Origin of the sequence: Acinetobacter sp. FL (assembly GCF_040744925.1) — a bacterium.
GTDB lineage: Bacteria > Pseudomonadota > Gammaproteobacteria > Pseudomonadales > Moraxellaceae > Acinetobacter > Acinetobacter radioresistens.
Window position 1 is genome coordinate 947,869 of sequence record NZ_CP160437.1, and the last position, 18,625, is coordinate 966,493.

The window sequence follows — 18,625 nt, forward strand, 5'->3', positions numbered from 1 at the left end:
TTTATAGATTTTAACAGTTAAGAATTAAATACTTCTGGTGCAGTTTTCATCTCATCATTACTCATAAACGGAAATAAGCTGACCAGCCATAAAAAGATTCTCTGAAAAAAATTAGCTTCTTCAATATGCACTTCATTTTCAATATCAAATGTGCTGATCAGCTGGTTGTTTTGATAGACATGCACAGTTGCAAGTTTCATGACCTGCATTAACGGGGCAGTTAACTGCTTGGTATTCAGTTCAATATTGATATGAGTGTTGGTCGTCTGCAAGGGTTCGATGGTTTGCAATATACCATTACCCGTATTAAGCATAATACGCTGGGTTGCATTATCAAAAGTCTGTAGGTCAATTGCATAAGGCTGGTTATATAAAGAGGTCGTTATAATCTTCGGTTGGGCTGATTTTACCTTAAACATTTTTAAGGTTGACTTGACTACCGGCAGTTCACCGAGTAGTTGTTTGTCTTTGATCGCAACTTCATCTCGCGTATATGCGTAACCCAGATTCAGCAACTTATAAGCTACCTCGGCACGTTTTACAGCACTGGTTGTACCCATAACTACCACAATCAGGCGGCGGTTAGGTAAATCTGCATTCATGGTAGGGCGACTGGCTGTAAGCGCAAGGTTATAACCCGCAGCTTTGGTAAAACCGGTTTTTAGTCCGTCTACTGTTGCATCCTGCTTGAGTAACAGATTGGTAGCACGATGAAAATGATTGTTATAGGTAAAGCTCTGCTGTTTGGAGTAATTTAGATAATCCGGTGTGTCGTTTACCAGTGCCTGACCCAGCAGTGCCAGATCATGCGCAGTTGAATAATGCCCATCCATAGTAATGCCAGCCGGATTGGTAAAATGAGTATTTTTCATTCCAAGCTTTTGAGCTTCCTGATTCATGCGTTCAATGAATGCAGGCACATTTCCAGAAATTCGCTCTGCTAAAGTCACCGCAGCATCATTGGCTGACATCACAATAAGACCAGCCAGAAGCTGATCAACTGAAATCTGCTCGCCTTCCTTCAGATACATCTGGGATTCATCCCACATGACCATTTTTACCACCGGGGTCGCAGTCAGAATTTCATTTCGATTCAGTTTCCCGTTCTTAATTTCCTTGAGGGCAATATAAGCCACCATCATCTTGGTAAGTGAAGCGGGTGAGCGCTGTACCTCACTATTATATTCGGCAATTATCTGTCCCGACTGCGGGTCCAGAATGCTCCAGGCTGCGGCTTCAACTGATTCAGGGACCACCTGAAGCAGGCGGGCGTTTGCCAGACTGGCACAGCACAAGCTAAATAAAATAAAGAGGTAAGCAAATATTCTCAACGGGAAGTACCTTTATATGCCGGATTGATCGCAGATGATGCGAAAAACACAGGCATGCTATGCCTTTTTTTTTCTGAATGCTAGCGACTTTTAAGGACAAATAAGACTTATCCGCATCACTTTGTAAAAAAATGCTAAGCTAAATGCTAATTTCTTTCTGTTGATCTTTTATTACGACTTATGTTGCATTATCAAATCGAGTTCGATGACTATCGCCAGCACCTGATTCACGTAACTTTACGCTTCTTGGCCAATCCAAATCAGGTCCTGTGGTTACCGACCTGGATTCCGGGCAGTTATTTGATTCGTGAGTTCTCAAAGCATATCGAAGCAGTGAAAGCCTATGATGAAGCAGGCCGGATTTTAAACATCAGTAAGACTGAAAAAAATAAATGGCGCCTGTTTAATACAGACCATGAGCTGATTACGGTTGAATATGATGTGTATGCCTATGATCTTTCAGTCCGCGGAGCTTATGTTGACCAAACCCATCTTTACGTAAATCCGGCCTGTGTTTGTCTGGGGCTGGAGGGGCAAGAAGACACAGCCATTGAGGCTGAGGTATTTTTACCGGAAGAGTTGAAACACTTTCAGCTTGCCACCGCTTTAAGCTCTAAGACACTGGTTCGAGGCCGTTATACCTTAAAAGCCAAGAATTATATGGAGCTTATTGATGCGCCATTTGAACTGGCAGAGCAGACCCGTTTCAGCTTTAAAGCACAAGGTATTCCACATGAGTTTGTGGTATCCGGCAAACATGCATTGAATGTTGAGCGCATGCAGCAGGATATTGAAAAAATCTGTGCGACAGAAATTTCCATGTTTGGCTCAGCGCCGTTTGAACATTATACCTTTATGACCATGGCTACAGGTAACAGTTATGGTGGTCTTGAACATCCGAACAGTACCAGTTTGATTACTCCACGTGATGATTTGCCTAAGGCTGATGAGCCTGAAGAACCCTCCAAGGATTATCAGCGCTTTTTAGGACTGTGCAGCCATGAATATTTTCATTCATGGCTGGTCAAATTTATACGTCCAGAAAACTTTGCTGACTATGATCTGAACAAGGAAGGTTACACTTCACTGTTATGGATTTTTGAAGGCTTCACTTCTTATTATGACGATCTCATTTTATTGCGTAGCGGCGTAATCAAGCAGGAATCCTATTTAGAATTACTCAAAGCCCAGATAGATCGCTATTTACAAAATCCGGGCCGTTTTGTGCAGACCGTAGCAGAGTCAAGTTTTGATGCCTGGGTGAAATTTTATCGTCAGGATGAAAATTCAAACAATGCGGGCACCAGCTATTACAACAAAGGCTGCCTGGTAGCACTATGTTTGGATCTGGGCCTGCGTTTACGTGGTTCGAGCCTCGACGCTTTAATGCGAAAATTGTATGAAAACACTCAAAACGGCATACAGGTAAATGAACGTACTATTTATGATTTGTGCGAGCAGTTGACTGGTGATAAGTGGATTGAACAGATTAATTATCTGATTAACACGACTGATGAATTGCCACTTGAGCAGCTCTTGCCGGAGTTTGGTCTTAGTTACAGTTTGAAAAATGACAAGTCTCTACCATTTGGTTTAAAACTGGCAGATAAAGCCGAGGGGGTGGTTGTGCAGACTGTACGCCGTGATGGAGTCGGTTCAAAAGCAGGACTTTCTGCCCATGATATTATTATTGCAATTGATGGTCTAAAAGCCACCACTAAACTGATTGAAAAATATGCAAAACAGCAAGGAAATTATAGCTTGCTTGCTTTCCGTCGTGATGAACTGATGCAGTTTGAAGTGCAAGGTGGTTCTACAGATCTAACTACTGTAGAGCTAAAAGTAGATAATCAAGCCAAGATTGAAACTTGGTTAAATGCCTAACAAGTGCTACATATCACTTGAACCGGTACTCATGTACCGGTTTTTTATATTCTGTAATTTTAAAATTAGATATAGTTCGTTTTATCTTATAGAGTGAACTTATTGTTTAGTAGAGCAAATCTTAAAATAGGATTTGCTTGATATAAACTATAAGAAATAGCTCATCATTTTATAAATAGAGTTTAGGTACCAAGCGGTAATATATTTGCTGTAGCTTGTAAGCAACTTAACTTAATAGTATTTCTTGGCGAAATAACAGTTTTGATGAATTGTATAAAAAGTAGTCGGTGTTTGGGAGGATAATATTATATTTTATCTAAACTAACAGTATTCCATGGTAAAGCTTTTAAGCTATACACTACTATTTCGTATTGAAATGTCGTTATCACAAGATCTTGCGTTGACTGAAAGGTCATGAGGGCTGATACTCTCAAGGTTCATTTAAGCATTTCGGTTTAAGGGGCAGGGCCAAAAGCTCAATCCTTAAACACTCAATCCAACGCAAGGGGCTATATATGGCTGGTGGAAAGTCAACTATCATTTACACACTGACTGACGAGGCGCCACTGCTGGCGACCTATTCGCTACTGCCGATCATTGAGACCTTTACTAAGCCGGCCGGTGTTAAAGTTGTTAAAACTGACATTTCTGTGGCTGCACGCGTGCTCGCTGAATTCTCGGACTACCTCAGTGAAGAGCAGAAGGTAGTAGACAATCTTGCAGAGCTAGGTCGTCTTACCCAAGATCCAGATACTAATATTATCAAGCTTCCAAATATCAGTGCCTCTGTTGCGCAGTTGATCTCGTGTATCAAAGAGCTTCAATCAAAAGGTTATGCAATTCCGGATTATCCAGAAAACCCGGTAACCGAAGAAGAAAAAGCAATTAAGGTACGTTATAGTAAATGTTTGGGTTCTGCAGTAAACCCTGTACTACGTGAAGGTAACTCTGACCGTCGTGCACCAGCTGCAGTCAAAAACTATGCGAAAAAACATCCGCACTCTATGGGTGAATGGAAGCCTTGGTCACAAACCCATGTTTCACATATGCAGGAAGGGGACTTCTACCACGGCGAAAAGTCAATGACACTTGACCGTGCGCGTAATGTAAAAATGGAATTGATCACCAAGTCTGGTGAAACAATTGTTCTGAAGCCAAAAGTAGCGCTTCAAGATGGCGAAATCATCGACTCAATGTTCATGAGCAAAAAAGCGCTTTGTGACTTCTATGAAAAAGAATTAGATGATTGTAAAGAAGCTGGCATCCTGTTCTCTTTACACGTAAAAGCGACCATGATGAAAGTATCACACCCGATCGTATTCGGTCACTGTGTGCGTATTTACTACAAAGATGCATTCGAAAAGCACGGTAAACTGTTTGACGAGCTAGGCATTAACGTTAACAACGGTATGGCCGGTCTTTACGAGAAAATTGAAACTTTACCAACCTCTGTACGTGAAGAAATTATTGCTGACCTGCATGCTTGTCAAGAGCACCGTCCAGCGCTTGCGATGGTTGATTCTGCAAAAGGGATCACTAACTTCCACTCACCAAATGATGTCATTGTTGATGCTTCTATGCCGGCAATGATCCGCGGTGGCGGTAAAATGTGGGGCGCTGATGGCAAACCTTATGACTGTAAAGCAGTAATGCCTGAATCGACTTTTGCACGTATCTATCAGGAAATGATTAATTTCTGTAAGTGGAATGGTAATTTCGATCCACGTACGATGGGTACGGTACCTAACGTTGGACTGATGGCGCAAAAAGCTGAAGAATACGGTTCCCACGACAAGACATTCGAGATTCCTGAAGCGGGTATTGCGAACATCACTGATCTTGAAACGGGTGAAGTGCTGATGTCTCAAAATGTGGAAAAAGGTGATATCTGGCGTATGTGCCAAGTGAAAGATGCGCCAATCCGTGACTGGGTAAAACTGGCTGTAAATCGTGCACGTAACTCAGGTATGCCGGCTATCTTCTGGCTTGACCCATACCGTCCACATGAAAATGAGCTGATCAAGAAAGTACAGAAATACTTAAAAGATCATGATACGACTGGTCTGGATATCCAGATCATGTCTCAAGTACGTGCAATGCGTTATACGCTTGAGCGCGTAGCTCGCGGTCTGGATACTATTTCAGTAACAGGTAATATTTTACGTGACTACCTGACTGACCTGTTCCCGATTATGGAACTGGGTACATCAGCGAAAATGCTGTCTATCGTGCCATTAATGGCTGGTGGCGGCATGTATGAAACGGGTGCTGGCGGTTCTGCACCAAAACATGTTCAGCAGTTAGTTGAAGAAAACCACTTACGCTGGGATTCTTTAGGTGAATTCTTGGCACTGGCGGTTTCTTTAGAAGAAATGGGAATCAAGGAAGGTAACGACCGTGCCAAGCTGTTAGCCAGAACACTTGATGAAGCTACTGGTAAACTGCTCGACAACGATAAATCTCCATCACGTCGTACTGGTGAACTGGATAACCGTGGTAGTCACTTCTATTTATCACTATATTGGGCTCAGGCACTTGCTGCACAGGATGAAGATGCTGAACTTAAAGCAAAATTTGCTCCACTGGCCCAAGCTTTAGCTGAAAATGAAGAGAAGATTATTGCCGAGCTTGCGCAAGTGCAGGGTCAACCAGCTGATATTGGTGGCTATTACGCTATTGATCAGGCAAAAGTAAATGCGGTAATGCGTCCAAGTACCACATTCAATAATGTAATTTCGAGCGTTGCTATTTAACATTGTATAAAGCCGGATAACCTGCCGGTAATAAAAAAGCCAGTGCACATGCACTGGCTTTTTTAATCAAACACTAAAAAAACTTTTATAGAATGAATTTTTTATATGCTAAGGATATCACTGTTATTTCTAGCTTGTCTTTTAATCAGATTTACAAGATAGAACTCTAAGCATTATTACTCCTATCTTTATTCCCTAAATGCTTAAGTCTGTAAATTATCTTTAAGCAAATTTCCTGCGCAGATCATAAGGCGCATAATGATCATCAAATAATAAATAATTGCGGAAATGACTACCTAGTGGGCGGATCAGATCTAGATCGGCAATATAGGGAAAACGTTCATCTGTATAAAAGGGCTGATTTGCTGGCTGGCGCTGTATAAGATGATTGTGTAAATACTTTTCAATCAACAAGTTGTTGTGTTCGGGATTCAGGCAGACTGACCGTACAATCCGACCGCTCTGAATTGCTTCAGAAAGCATGGTACTACTATCTTCAGTCACAAAAATATATTTGCTTCTCGCAACCAGATGTTCAATTGGTGTAGTGTCGTTTATAGACACAAATTTTAGTCCTGAGGTCTTGAGATATTTTTTAATTCGGCTATTAAAGGCAGGCGTACGCCTCGAGCAAACAATATAACCCTGGATATTATAAGCCTCCACAAAAAAATCAAAATGACGGATAATGTTAAGATAGTCTGCTTGTGTAAAGGGATATTCGTGGGTAGGGCCGCCCAATAGCAAACTTGCCTCACCACAGTGAGGTTGGGCACGGAGTTCAATAAATTTTTTTCTGACCGGAAGTGTAGGTAAAATAATCTGTTCAACCTGAGTAGGTTGAGCCAATGCGCTAATAGTCCAGTGAATTAAGTGTTCATTAAAACTACCTATATCACCTGAAAATGCTAAAGGGATATCGAACTCTTGCGACAGATAAGCTGAATACAGCAGATTGGACATACCTGAACACACAATCAACCGATACTGGGCAATATGCACTGGGGCAGCACCAAATATTAGCTTTGCCATTACACGAAATAATCTAGGAAACCAAGAAAGGCGCTTTAATAGACTGACCATAGAGTTGCCCAGATTTACTGGAACTTTTAAGGTTTCATAAGAATTTCTAAACTGTTGTTCAAGAATCTCTCCAATTGCAAGAGAGGGGTTTAAATGACCAGTATGACCATCATGCACTACCAAAATTTGGGATTGGCTCGAAAGTTCTCTGATCATCCGTTCTATCCTGTGATTAATCTATTGAGCACAGAATAAACAAAAAAATGGTAGCTAGATGCAGGAAAAATTTATATAAATGTCAGATTTAACAGACTATTGTATCTCAAATTACAATTTTAAGAGTTTTAGATTGCAGCAATCCAGCCTTTTGTAAGTACTGCATATATATGTAGCTCAGCCTTTATTATTATGCTCCATGTCTATAGCAGTGATATGTTTCAACAAGAAATTTCTATAGAGTAGGGCTATAAAAATACAGTTTCTAAAATAATTTATAAAATTGAAAAAGAGCAGAGAATTATATGATTCTTCAACTGCTCTTAACTCTAATTAACCAAAGCGGTTAGATCGACGAATTTTTCCTGGACGGGTAGTCCCATTAGTCTTGCGACGTGGCTTAGCCTCACCTTCTTCTGTTTGCCATACGCGTTTTGTTCCGCCGGATGGTAACTTTTTACCTGCTTTGTTTGCACCTTTGTCTTTAGGCTGTTCTTTATTAAATTTGGACTTGCCATCTTTCTGTTCAAAGGGCTTTTTTGCTGCATTACGTGGTGCACTGCGGCCTGTATAAGGCTTATCTGCAGGCACATCTTTAAAGTCCGGATAAAGCAGAGGCTCAATTTCAACCTGCTCACCTGGTTGGAGACCAAGTTTTACCAAGTCAATAGTGCCAATTTGTGTACGAATCAGACGTAAAGTCGGAAAGCCTACTGCAGCTGTCATACGGCGCACCTGCCGGTTTCGGCCTTCACAGATTTGCAGCTCAACCCAGCTAGTAGGAATGCTGGCACGAAAGCGCACAGGAGGATCGCGGTCCCATAACCATTCCGGCTGCTCAACCTTACGGGCTTTGGCCGGTAAAGTCATACCATCTGCCAGTTCGACCCCTTGACGTAACTGCTCGAGAGCTTCTTCTGTAATATCGCCATCAACTTGTGCCAGATAGGTTTTAAACTTTTTATTCTTGGGATTAGTAATGAACTGATTCAAACCGCCATGATCGGTGAGAAACATTAAACCTTCTGAGTCCAAGTCTAAACGACCAGCCAGCCGTAATTCAGGATCATGAATAAAATGGGAGAGTGTTAAATGCTTAGAGTCTTCACGAAACTGTGAAAGCACATCATAAGGCTTATTAAAAATGATAATTTTCATACGGAATTTCAACTTCAGTGTATACAACAAAAAATAACGACGTTTTATTTAATAGAGAAATGTTGTTATTTCTCGTATAAATCTCAACCAAGCCCTAAGATCGATTAAAGTATATCATGTAAGGAAAGTTGAAGAGTGTGCCTGCGTGGCATACATTTTATTCGTCAGCTACATAAGGGAGAACCTGCACAATGGGTTATCAGAAGATCGTAGTTCCTGCAGATGGTAATAAAATTACAGTCAATGCAGACCTGTCACTGAATGTACCAAACCATCCGATCATTCCTTTCATTGAGGGTGACGGTATTGGTGTGGATATTACACCAGCAATGAAAGCAGTGGTAGATGCTGCGGTTTTAAAAGCTTATGGTGGCAAACGTTCGATCGAGTGGATGGAAGTATATTGCGGTGAAAAAGCCAATAAAATTTACGGCACCTATATGCCTGAAGAAACATTCGAAGCCCTGCGTGAATTTGTTGTCTCAATTAAAGGCCCTTTAACCACGCCGGTTGGTGGCGGGATCCGCTCACTAAACGTCGCATTACGCCAGGAACTGGACCTGTATGTCTGTGTACGTCCAGTACGCTGGTTCGAAGGAGTACCTTCACCTGTCCAGCATCCTGAATTAACAGATATGGTGATCTTCCGTGAGAACTCGGAAGATATCTATGCCGGAATCGAGTGGAAAGCCGGTTCTCCGGAAGCTAAAAAAGTTATAAAGTTTTTAAAAGAAGAAATGGGTGTAACCAAGATCCGTTTTGAAGAAAATTGTGGTATCGGTATTAAGCCTGTTTCTAAAGAAGGTACGCAGCGTCTGGTACGTAAGGCTATTCAGTTTGCAATTGATAATGATAAACCGAGTGTAACGCTTGTGCACAAGGGTAATATCATGAAATATACTGAAGGTGCATTTAAAGAGTGGGGCTATGAAGTTGCACTTGAGCGCTTTGGTGGTGAACTGCTAGATGGTGGTCCGTGGGTTAAAATTAAGAATCCTAAGACTGGTAAAAATATTATTATTAAAGATGTCATCGCTGATGCATTCCTGCAACAGATCTTAATGCGTCCGGCAGATTATTCTGTGATTGCTACGCTAAACCTGAATGGGGACTACATTTCTGATGCACTTGCAGCAGAAGTTGGAGGCATTGGTATTGCGCCGGGTGCAAATATCGGTGGGGCAATTCAAGTATATGAAGCGACTCATGGTACTGCGCCTAAATATGCCGGACAGGATAAAGTCAACCCGGGTTCAATCATTCTTTCTGCTGAGATGATGCTGCGAGATATGGGCTGGACAGAAGCTGCTGATCTGATTATTAAAGGAATTGCTGGCGCTATTGCGGCCAAGACTGTGACTTATGACTTTGAGCGTCTAATGCCAAATGCAACACTTCTGCGCTGTTCTGAATTCGGGCAGGCAATTATTGAAAATATGGGCGAGTAATTTCTATTTTCCCCAATAAAAACCCGCGACAATCGCGGGTTTTTACTAGAAATCTATAACTCCAGATTTGCTTCTTCTACAGAGACTGCTTTACCGATACTATAAAAGTGTCCTCCTGCTACATGATGAATGGTTCGCCACTCTTTATTTGCATCTTCAAAGTGCCAGCGGCCCTGACTGAAAACCCTATTATCTGCATAGGCTGCAATAACCTTTCCAATAAACAGATCATGTGCCTGCTGGATATGGGGTTCCGGAATTAATTCACATAGTAACCATGCTGAACAGTCTGCAACCACGGGAAGATCGGAGTTTTCGAACTGGAACAGCTTAACCTGACAAATCTCCAGCTTATTAGGTTCAGTCATCTTGCTGGTAGTGCCGAGTTTGTATACGAGTTCCAGTTGTTTAAGAGTGGGAATCTGTAAGGCGAAATAACCCGAATTCTCAATAAGCTGCCGGGTTTTTGTACTTTTATTCAGCACTACAGTCACTTTGGCTGGATCGAACTCAAGTGCACATGCCCATGCAGCAGCCATCACATCTGTCTCTTTATGGTCTTTACTCGAGACTAAAACAGTAGGACCATGTGTCAGCAGACGATAAGCTTTCTCTAGGGGAACATGTTGAATGTGTGGATTTAACATCTGCATTCTCAGTAAAACAATTTTGCCCAGCCTAGCAGAAAAAGTCTTAAGATACAGAGCAAAGAACGTAGGAAAAATCTTATGAAAATGTATCAGGTTGATGCTTTTAGCACAGAACTTTTTAAGGGAAATCCGGCTGCTGTGCTTGTATGTGAAGAGTGGTTAGATGATAAGATTATGCAAAACATTGCATTGGAGAACAACCTTTCAGAAACTGCCTTCGTCAAAATAATAAATGATGAAAATTATGAGATTCGCTGGTTTACTCCAAGTGTTGAAGTGGATTTCTGTGGTCATGCTACCTTAGCCAGCAGTTTTGTTCTTTTTAAAGATTTTACCACCACAAAAACGATTCATTTTCATGTAAAAGACCTAGGAGTCTTTATTGTCACACAAGGACAAGATGGCAAAATCACCATGAATTTTCCAGTACGTGTACCTGAGCCCTTGCCAGATTATCCTGTCTTGTTAAATGAGGTAGTAGATTGCCCTTTTAATGAAGTTTATGTAAACCAGCAAGCTTTTATTTTGGTCTGTGAATCTGAACAGGCTGTACGTGATGCAAAACCAGATTTTAATAAAATTAAAGAATTGGCAGCAGCCTATCAGCGCAGCACAGCAATCACTGCCGCTGACCTTGATATTTCCATTACCAGCAAGGCACAGCATTATGATTACATTGCTCGTTATTTTGCACCGCATAAAGGGATTGATGAAGACCCTGTAACAGGTTCCATGCATACTGGTCTTGCTCCACTCTGGGCCGATAAACTTTCAAAACGGCAACTGGTTGCCTATCAGGCTTCTGCTCGCGGCGGATTACTGTACTGTGATTTAAAAGATAATCAACGTATAGAAATTTCTGGTTATGCGAAGCTATATATGGTTGCAGAAATCTTTTTAGACTAGAGATATACTTTTCAACCTGGAAATTATCATTCAAGGTTCTCGGCCTCGGGAACCTTTTATTTTTATATTTTGCTTGTTTAATAATTTTTACTGTAGTAATTAAAAAATGCTTTTATTTATACCGCAGACTGAACAGATTAAATAAAGGGTAAATATAGGCACTATAATAAATGCATGAAAATAGATGGGTTATTAATATAGTGACTAAAATCATTTGCTTATAATTTTTATTCCAATCTAATATCTAAAAAACCGAAATAGCCAGCTAGAGCTTTAAGTAGATTCATGACATCAGAATTTACTAAAACTATCAGGAAGATAAATAAGTATAGCGGTTTGATCCTTTCATCAAATTGGTCTTCATTTAAACTGCTAATTATATATTTAAAAATGATTAAGCATTACAAACAGATCGGTAGTAATTTTGATGCTATAAAATTGTTAAAAAGGCTAGGTGTTTGAGACAGACTATAGTCAAATATGCCACCTTAAAAGAATGCACCGGCAACTAGATGGAGTTTGGGAATGAATATACCCCTAATCATTAATATTGTGGTCTTTATCGGGTTGATATTTTTGCTTGCCCAAACACGCAAAACCACATGGAGCCTGTCTAAAAAAGTACTTGCTGGTCTTGTTCAGGGGGTTATATTTGGACTCGGATTACACGCCGTGTATGGCGCAAACCACCCAGTTCTAGCCGAATCTATCAGTTGGTTTAATATTGTGGGCAATGGCTATGTGAAGTTTTTGCAAATGGTCGTGATGCCACTGGTCTTTGTTTCTATCTTAGGAGCTGTGGCAAAATTACATCAGGCTTCATCATTAGGTAAAATCAGTTTCTATTCAATTGGAACCTTATTGTTTACCACTTTAATTGCGGCCCTAGTCGGGGTTTTCGTAACCAATCTATTCGGTTTAACTGCTCAGGGCCTGGTACAGGGAGCGGCCGAAACGGCCCGTTTAAATACTATTCAGTCTGATTACGTTGGGAAATTAACCGATTTAAGTGTGCCACAATTGATTTTATCGTTTATTCCGAGTAATCCTTTTGCCGAGTTGACCGGTGCTAACCCGACCTCAATTATCAGTGTGGTGATTTTCGCCATATTCTTAGGTATGGCTGCATTAAACCTGATGAAGGATGATGTGGTAAAAGGCCAGCGAATTCTGAATGCCATTCAGACTTTGCAGGCTTGGGTAATGAAACTGGTACGTTTGGTTATGACTTTAACACCGTATGGCGTTTTTGCTTTAATGACAAAAGTAGTAGCCAGTTCTAACCTTGCTGATATTTTAAATCTGGGTGGCTTCCTGATAGCCTCATATGTGGGTTTGGCCATCATGTTTGCTGTACATGCTGTTATTTTACTTCTTACTGGCATTTCTCCAGTAAAATTCTTTAAAAAGGTAGCACCTGTACTGACATTCGCTTTTACCAGCCGATCAAGTGCGGCCAGTATTCCTTTGAATATTGAAGCGCAAACTCGCCGGTTGGGCGTTCCAGAGTCGATTGCTAGTTTTTCAGCCTCCTTTGGAGCCACGATTGGTCAAAATGGCTGTGCAGGTTTATATCCGGCCATGCTGGCAGTGATGGTCGCACCAACTTTAGGAATCAATACTCTAGATCCGATGTGGATCGCATCACTGGTTGGAATTGTGACTTTAAGTTCAATCGGTGTAGCCGGAGTGGGTGGCGGAGCAACTTTTGCAGCGCTGATCGTATTGCCGGCTATGGGCCTGCCAGTAACTTTGGTGGCGCTCCTGATTTCTATCGAGCCTTTAATTGATATGGGCCGGACTGCATTAAATGTAAATGGTTCAATGACAGCCGGTATTGTTACTAGTCAACTGATGGGCCAGACCGATAAAAGTATTTTAAATAGCCGTGAAGAAATTGAACTGGCACATCATTAATATTGCTATACCAAGATATTTACAGGCATATTTTCTATACACTGAGCCGTTGAAATAAGCGGCTATTTTTTTAGAATAGGCTGTTAAATATAACAATCATTACCTATGATGATGAATAAATAGCTTCACTGAGCTGAAATAATTGGAATAATTATGTTAACGCGGTTTAAGACTCTTACTCTCTCATTATGTCTTCTCGGTTTAAATACAGCAGTATTTGCACAGCCGATTCTGGTTAAATCCCAGCAAAAAATCGAGGAATACAAACTGGACAATGGCTTCCGTGTTGTACTTGCCCCGAATGATAAAGAAAATAAAGTTTATATCAACACAATTTATTTGACCGGTTCCCTGAATGATCCGCAAGGAAAAGGAGGGCTGGCTCATCTTTTGGAACATTTGGCTTTCAAAGGTACTCAAAATGTAAAAGGTGAGGAGTTTCAGCGGCGTCTGGACCAATATACATTAATGACAAATGCCAGTACTGACTATTACTCTACTCGTTACCTTAATATTGTCCGACCTGACAGCAAAGCCCTGAATGAAGTTTTGTATCTTGAAGCAGAGCGAATGGATAAGCTGGTACTACAGCAAAAGTTTATTCCCTCTGAAATCGAGATTGTAAAACGTGAGCGCGAAATCCGTCTGGACCAGCCCTTCGCCGTGCTCATGGACCAAATGTGGAAATCTGCTTATGGCAACCAGTATCTTGGGCGATTACCAATTGGAGATCTAGAAGAACTTAAATCAATCCGAATGGATGAGCTTAACCGCTTTTACCGTACCTGGTATGCGCCTAACAATGCAGTCATGGTTATTGCCGGAAAATTTGACAAGGCAGCCATATTAAAAACGATTGATCAGCAGTTCAGTCCAATTCCAGCACGTTCAGTGCCTGAGCAGGTTAAAGTGCCAAAACTGGACTCGACCCAGATCAAGAACCGTAATTTTATTGTCAGAAAAGGCAGCGATCTGGCCAAGTTCCATATTTATATGGATGGAAAAAATACCAAAATTCAGCCGGCACTGGCATTGGCACCATATTTGTACACCATGCAGCCAAGCGGCCATCTTTACCAGAGTATGGTCGAATCCGGATTAAGTACTGCTGTCCAGTCTACTACCTGGTTAGATCAGGATTTTAATCTGGTCTTTATGGGAGCTATTTATGCGCCAAGTCATGATGAAAATAAAGTTGAAAATACTTTGCTTTCCAGTGTAGAGAAAAACCAGAATTTCAATGATACAGAGCTAAAACGGGTTCAAAGTCTGATGCAGAATCAGGCAGACAGTATTATGAACAATGCGACTGCTATTGGTTCACGGCTCAGTGATTATGTTGTTTCAAGTCAGGGTAACTGGAACCAGTATTTCAATGATTTACAGGCCGTGCGTAATTTAAACACTGCCGAGCTGAACCAGACCCTGAAAAGCTTTCTGGTACCGCAACACCGGATTTCAGGTGACATCAAGCCTACACCAGAAGAACAGAAGAAGGCACTGGAACAAAAGCAGGCTGCCGAGCAGCCAAAAACACTTGATCAGCAGGCAGTATCAGCTGAACCCTTGCTTGACGCCAGTGTTTACAAGCAACAGGTTACCCAGTATCTGACTAACTCGAAACAGCTTCTGGATCAAGCTGAAAAGAAAATTCAGCGGGGAACCCTCAAAAATGGCATGCAATATGCGCTGTTTCCAACCGCTACTCGTGATGACAAAACTTACGCCACTATTACCCTGCAATTCGGTGATGAGAAAACGCTTTTTGACCGTGGAGAAACTCTGGAACTGATGGCCTATCTGCTACTAAGAGGAACAGATCAGTACAGTTTACAAGACATTGCAGACCGTTCGATAGAAGCCGGAGGCCAGGCCAGTGCCAGTGCGGATGAAAACGGTATTGTGATCCGGATACAGGCAAAAAAAGAAAAATTTGATGATTTTTTCAGATTTGTAATTGAGTTGCTGAAGAAACCCAAATTTGAGCAGTCACAGTTTGATCTGATCAAATCACAAACTCTCGCTACTCTGGACAGGCCTTATACTGAGCCTGATACCGTTGCTGCTTTAACTATGGGACGTTTAATTGAAATTTATCAGCCGGGCGACCTGCGCTATCATTTTGAACCTGAACTGGCGAAATCCAAAATACAGGCAGCCAAAGTAGAGCAGGTCAAACAGCTATATCAGCAGTTCTTTGCCATGGACCATGCTCAGGTCGCAGTTACTGGTGAATTTAAGCCTGAACAGACTAAAAAACTGTTGCAGCGTGAACTGGGTCACTGGAAGGGGGGCCAGCCTTATAAAAAGCTGACCTCTGAACATAGGGTATATCAAGCACGAAAAGTACATGTGCTTTCTGAGCAGCGTGAATTTGGCAACTACCAGAGCATACTGACTTTTCCGGTAGGGGTGGACCATCCTGATGCACCTGCACTGATCATCTTTAGCCATATTCTGGGCAATTCTCAGTTATCATCACGCCTGGCACAAGAGCTACGTGAAAAGAATGCACTGGTTTATGGCTTTGGTAGTGATTTACAGCTTGATCCGGATGCAGCGGTTGGAGGATTAAGTATTGAAGCAAATTATACAGCCGGCCGTTCTGCACAGGTGTCGCAGTCGGTACATAAAGTACTGAATGATCTTCTGAAGCAGGGCGTAACCGAGCAGGAACTTGAAGCAGCCAAAGCTGATATTATGAAACAGCGCATTACTGCACTGGAAGATGAGCGTAATATCCATGCCATGCTAAATAGCCAGCTGGAGCGCGGCAAAAAAATGGAAAGCCGTGCAAAGCGTGATATGGCTATTGCCGGTTTGAATAAAGCTGATATTGATGCAGTAATTCGTAAATACATCAAGCCGGAGCACTTGGTTGAAGTGATGGCAGACCAGTATGGTCAGCCTCAGAAAGGCTCCTAAATGAAATATGAAATAAGCCAGTTATGGCTTATTTTATCTTAAAGAATATAAATGTATACGCAGGCTGGCTATTAAAAGCCAGCCTGTTTTTTTACAGACGGTAGAATTGCCGTGCATTATCATAAAAAATATTTTTCAAAGCGCTAGCATCATAACTTGCCACAATATCACTATAAGCATCGATCAGACTAACCAGACTGGTGCTTACTTTATCCATGGGAAAATTGGAGCCAAACATTACCCGGTAAGTCCCGAAACTCTTGAGTGCGTGTAGAATCATTGGACTAAGCAGATCGATCATTTGCTGTTTGCTGGCCAGACGTTTATCTTTATGAAACTGATGTCCTAAAACCGGCATCATCAGTCCGGACATTTTGGTATAAACATTTGGGCAGGTAGCAAGTTCTGCAATATCTTCCTGCCATTGATAAAAAATATTGTCACGACCGGTCTGGGTCAGTCCGGTATTTTTTCCGACTTTTCCAAATATACCCGCAGGTGTTCCAAGATGATCTAAAACAATCGAAGTTTCTGGAAACTGGCGTGCCAGCTGAATCAGGTCCTGAAGCTGGGTAGAGTAGACCCAGGCATCAAAACTGAGCTGGTGTTGAGCCAACTGCTCAAATCCCTTTAAGAATTTTTTATCAGTATAAAGATGGGGCTGATCTGCCCATGCCAGAATACCTTTATCTTCATGTACAGCTCCCATTCGGCGTATACCGCGCAGCCGTGAAGAATTCTTTGCATGGAGTTTGAGAATCTTTTTAAAATTACTCTGACGCGGGTCAGCTGTTGCCACAACGGCACCCAGTTGAGTACGGGTTGTATCAAAAGGCAAGGATTCAATAAAACGGGTTTCGCTGACTACTCCTTTACCTCGGCCATCATGCCAGTGAGCTTCGATATGTACCACCTGCTCAGCCTGATAGGGACCAAGATCCTGCTGGTAATTCTGGGGGAGGTAAGGAGAAGTTACATAGACAGTTTGACCTAAACTCTCGATCAGTTCTTTAGGTTTAACCAGGCGTATAACTTTGTCGAGTACAGCTGGATACCTACCAAAAACTTTAACTGCCATACGGGCACTATGTGGAGTATTGAGTGGATCCCACTGGTGAATATGTGAATCAATAAAATTAAAACCCAGATCTTGCATAATCATTCCATGTTGTTTTTATTTCTGAATATCCTGACCACAGATTATGATGAATCATCTTTTTATTCTAGATAAATCTGTAAACATAAAAAAAGCCCCGCAGGGCCTAAACAATGATTTCAATGGTCATGCTTGTGATCATGTTTATGAGTATGGAACTCCTCATTTTTACGAAAACGCAGATAGTTTTCAAACTGTTCGCAATATTCATCAAAGTTATCTTCCAGCATCATTTGAAACTGCTGAATCAGATAGGACATAACCTGTTCTTTCGCTTCACGCATCTCGTTGCCATCTTTAAAATTGTTAGCTGCAACCCATGTGTTAAAACGGGCAGCAGCAAATAACATGGCCGCACTAACCTGACCACGAAGTTCTGCAGGATTGGCTTTTTCACCTTTGGGAGGACGGCAAAATTCATTGGCCTGTCTAATAAATTCATCGGCACGTTCAAAGAAAGCAGCATTTAACACTTCTTCTTCGGTAACATCCGTTGCTTGAATCTTTTGAGACATGACATTTTCCAACTCAAAAATTTAATGTTCTATTATAGGCAAAGCCTTGCAGAAACTGAACCTTTGTCTTAATCTAAAAATAGCCTAAGCCTAGAATGAGGTAAACTCATGCAAGATGCCATTGCTGTACAAAGTCTGAAAAGTGACATAGCCTTATTACGCCAGCATATATGGCCACCTAATCACCTGGAACATGTGGAAGGTTTGCCTATTTACTATGGTTCAAAATCTGAAGTGGCAGAATATTATCAGCAGTGGCAAGGCTTAATCGAGCGTGCTCAAGAAATGTTCCAGCCTTTTATGGAAGATGAAATTTTAGATGCAATTCATCTGCCCAGTCATTTAAATTTACCGCTTTTTTTCTTTCATGTAGACCGGATCCGTATTAATAAAACCCGCGCTAAAGAGTCTAAAACGTTTCGTGGTGTTGCCAGTCTGCTAGAGAAATGTGGCCAGTTCGAACCTGAACAGGTATTCGCTATGAAAGAGTGGCTGGAAAGTGATGATACCGCTGCACTGGTAGCACATCGTGAGTTTATTGACCTGCGTACCTATGTATTTCAGCACGGCCAGCGTGAATATACCCGTACCCGGTTTTATGTAAATGGCATTGTGCTGAGTGTAGAGCCTGACTTTAAACTGGTAGATGCCCGTGACAAGCCGCGCAAACAGCGCAGTGACAGCTATAGTGATCCACTGGCTGATAACGGGGTGTGGAAAATCTACGGAAAATATCGCTAGTT

At 41.6% G+C, this 18,625-nt stretch carries 13 protein-coding genes; 7 read left to right on the forward strand and 6 right to left on the reverse strand.

Annotated elements, in window-relative coordinates:
* Nucleotides 1-17: 17 nt before the first annotated feature.
* Nucleotides 18-1,331: a D-alanyl-D-alanine carboxypeptidase PBP6B gene (locus ABZP31_RS04335; RefSeq protein ID WP_262475710.1), complete on the reverse strand. Its 1,314-nt coding sequence runs from the start codon at nt 1,329-1,331 to the stop codon at nt 18-20.
* A gap of 180 nt (nt 1,332-1,511) precedes the next feature.
* On the opposite strand from ABZP31_RS04335, the gene ABZP31_RS04340 reads away from it, so the two are divergent.
* Both ABZP31_RS04340 and ABZP31_RS04345 read left to right on the forward strand, forming a co-directional pair.
* Nucleotides 1,512-3,215 carry a M61 family metallopeptidase gene (locus tag ABZP31_RS04340; protein WP_262475709.1) on the forward strand — a complete coding sequence of 568 codons (1,704 nt, stop codon included), beginning with the start codon at nt 1,512-1,514 and terminating at the stop codon, nt 3,213-3,215.
* Between the two features lie 515 nt (nt 3,216-3,730).
* Nucleotides 3,731-5,968 carry an NADP-dependent isocitrate dehydrogenase gene (locus ABZP31_RS04345; RefSeq protein WP_101160877.1) on the forward strand — a complete coding sequence of 746 codons (2,238 nt, stop codon included), beginning with the start codon at nt 3,731-3,733 and terminating at the stop codon, nt 5,966-5,968.
* 222 nt (nt 5,969-6,190) lie between these two features.
* Here the strand turns inward: ABZP31_RS04345 and ABZP31_RS04350 are convergent, their stop codons facing one another.
* Both ABZP31_RS04350 and ABZP31_RS04355 read right to left on the reverse strand, forming a co-directional pair.
* The gene (locus tag ABZP31_RS04350; RefSeq protein ID WP_005025254.1) at nt 6,191-7,207 is read right to left on the reverse strand and encodes an ELM1/GtrOC1 family putative glycosyltransferase; all 1,017 of its coding nucleotides are present in this window, start codon (nt 7,205-7,207) and stop codon (nt 6,191-6,193) included.
* 333 nt (nt 7,208-7,540) lie between these two features.
* Nucleotides 7,541-8,365, reverse strand: a complete 825-nt coding sequence (locus ABZP31_RS04355; protein WP_111280729.1) for an rRNA large subunit pseudouridine synthase E — start codon at nt 8,363-8,365, stop codon at nt 7,541-7,543.
* Between the two features lie 191 nt (nt 8,366-8,556).
* Between ABZP31_RS04355 and icd the strand changes: the two genes are divergently transcribed.
* A complete protein-coding gene (gene icd, locus ABZP31_RS04360) occupies nt 8,557-9,813 on the forward strand; it encodes an NADP-dependent isocitrate dehydrogenase (RefSeq protein ID WP_248133993.1) in 1,257 nt (418 codons plus the stop codon).
* Nucleotides 9,814-9,866: 53 nt separating this feature from the next.
* Here the strand turns inward: icd and ABZP31_RS04365 are convergent, their stop codons facing one another.
* Nucleotides 9,867-10,460, reverse strand: a complete 594-nt coding sequence (locus tag ABZP31_RS04365) for a flavin reductase family protein (RefSeq protein WP_248133994.1) — start codon at nt 10,458-10,460, stop codon at nt 9,867-9,869.
* Nucleotides 10,461-10,541: 81 nt separating this feature from the next.
* Between ABZP31_RS04365 and ABZP31_RS04370 the strand changes: the two genes are divergently transcribed.
* The 3 genes from ABZP31_RS04370 to ABZP31_RS04380 all read left to right on the forward strand — a co-directional run bounded on the left by ABZP31_RS04370 (nt 10,542) and on the right by ABZP31_RS04380 (nt 16,211).
* Nucleotides 10,542-11,369 (forward strand): PhzF family phenazine biosynthesis protein, encoded by an 828-nt coding sequence (locus ABZP31_RS04370; RefSeq protein ID WP_248133996.1) that lies wholly within the window; start codon nt 10,542-10,544, stop codon nt 11,367-11,369.
* 525 nt (nt 11,370-11,894) lie between these two features.
* Nucleotides 11,895-13,286, forward strand: a complete 1,392-nt coding sequence (locus ABZP31_RS04375) for an L-cystine transporter (protein ID WP_248133998.1) — start codon at nt 11,895-11,897, stop codon at nt 13,284-13,286.
* 153 nt (nt 13,287-13,439) lie between these two features.
* Nucleotides 13,440-16,211, forward strand: coding sequence for a M16 family metallopeptidase (locus ABZP31_RS04380; protein WP_367156921.1), 2,772 nt, complete (start codon nt 13,440-13,442; stop codon nt 16,209-16,211).
* Nucleotides 16,212-16,302: 91 nt separating this feature from the next.
* On the opposite strand, the gene ABZP31_RS04385 is transcribed toward ABZP31_RS04380, so the two are convergent.
* The gene (locus ABZP31_RS04385; protein WP_367156922.1) at nt 16,303-17,367 is read right to left on the reverse strand and encodes an amidohydrolase; all 1,065 of its coding nucleotides are present in this window, start codon (nt 17,365-17,367) and stop codon (nt 16,303-16,305) included.
* Nucleotides 17,368-17,486: 119 nt separating this feature from the next.
* Nucleotides 17,487-17,882 carry a DUF3144 domain-containing protein gene (locus ABZP31_RS04390; RefSeq protein ID WP_005015077.1) on the reverse strand — a complete coding sequence of 132 codons (396 nt, stop codon included), beginning with the start codon at nt 17,880-17,882 and terminating at the stop codon, nt 17,487-17,489.
* Between the two features lie 108 nt (nt 17,883-17,990).
* Between ABZP31_RS04390 and ABZP31_RS04395 the strand changes: the two genes are divergently transcribed.
* Nucleotides 17,991-18,623, forward strand: a complete 633-nt coding sequence (locus ABZP31_RS04395; RefSeq protein ID WP_248131138.1) for a hypothetical protein — start codon at nt 17,991-17,993, stop codon at nt 18,621-18,623.
* Nucleotides 18,624-18,625: the final 2 nt, after the last annotated feature.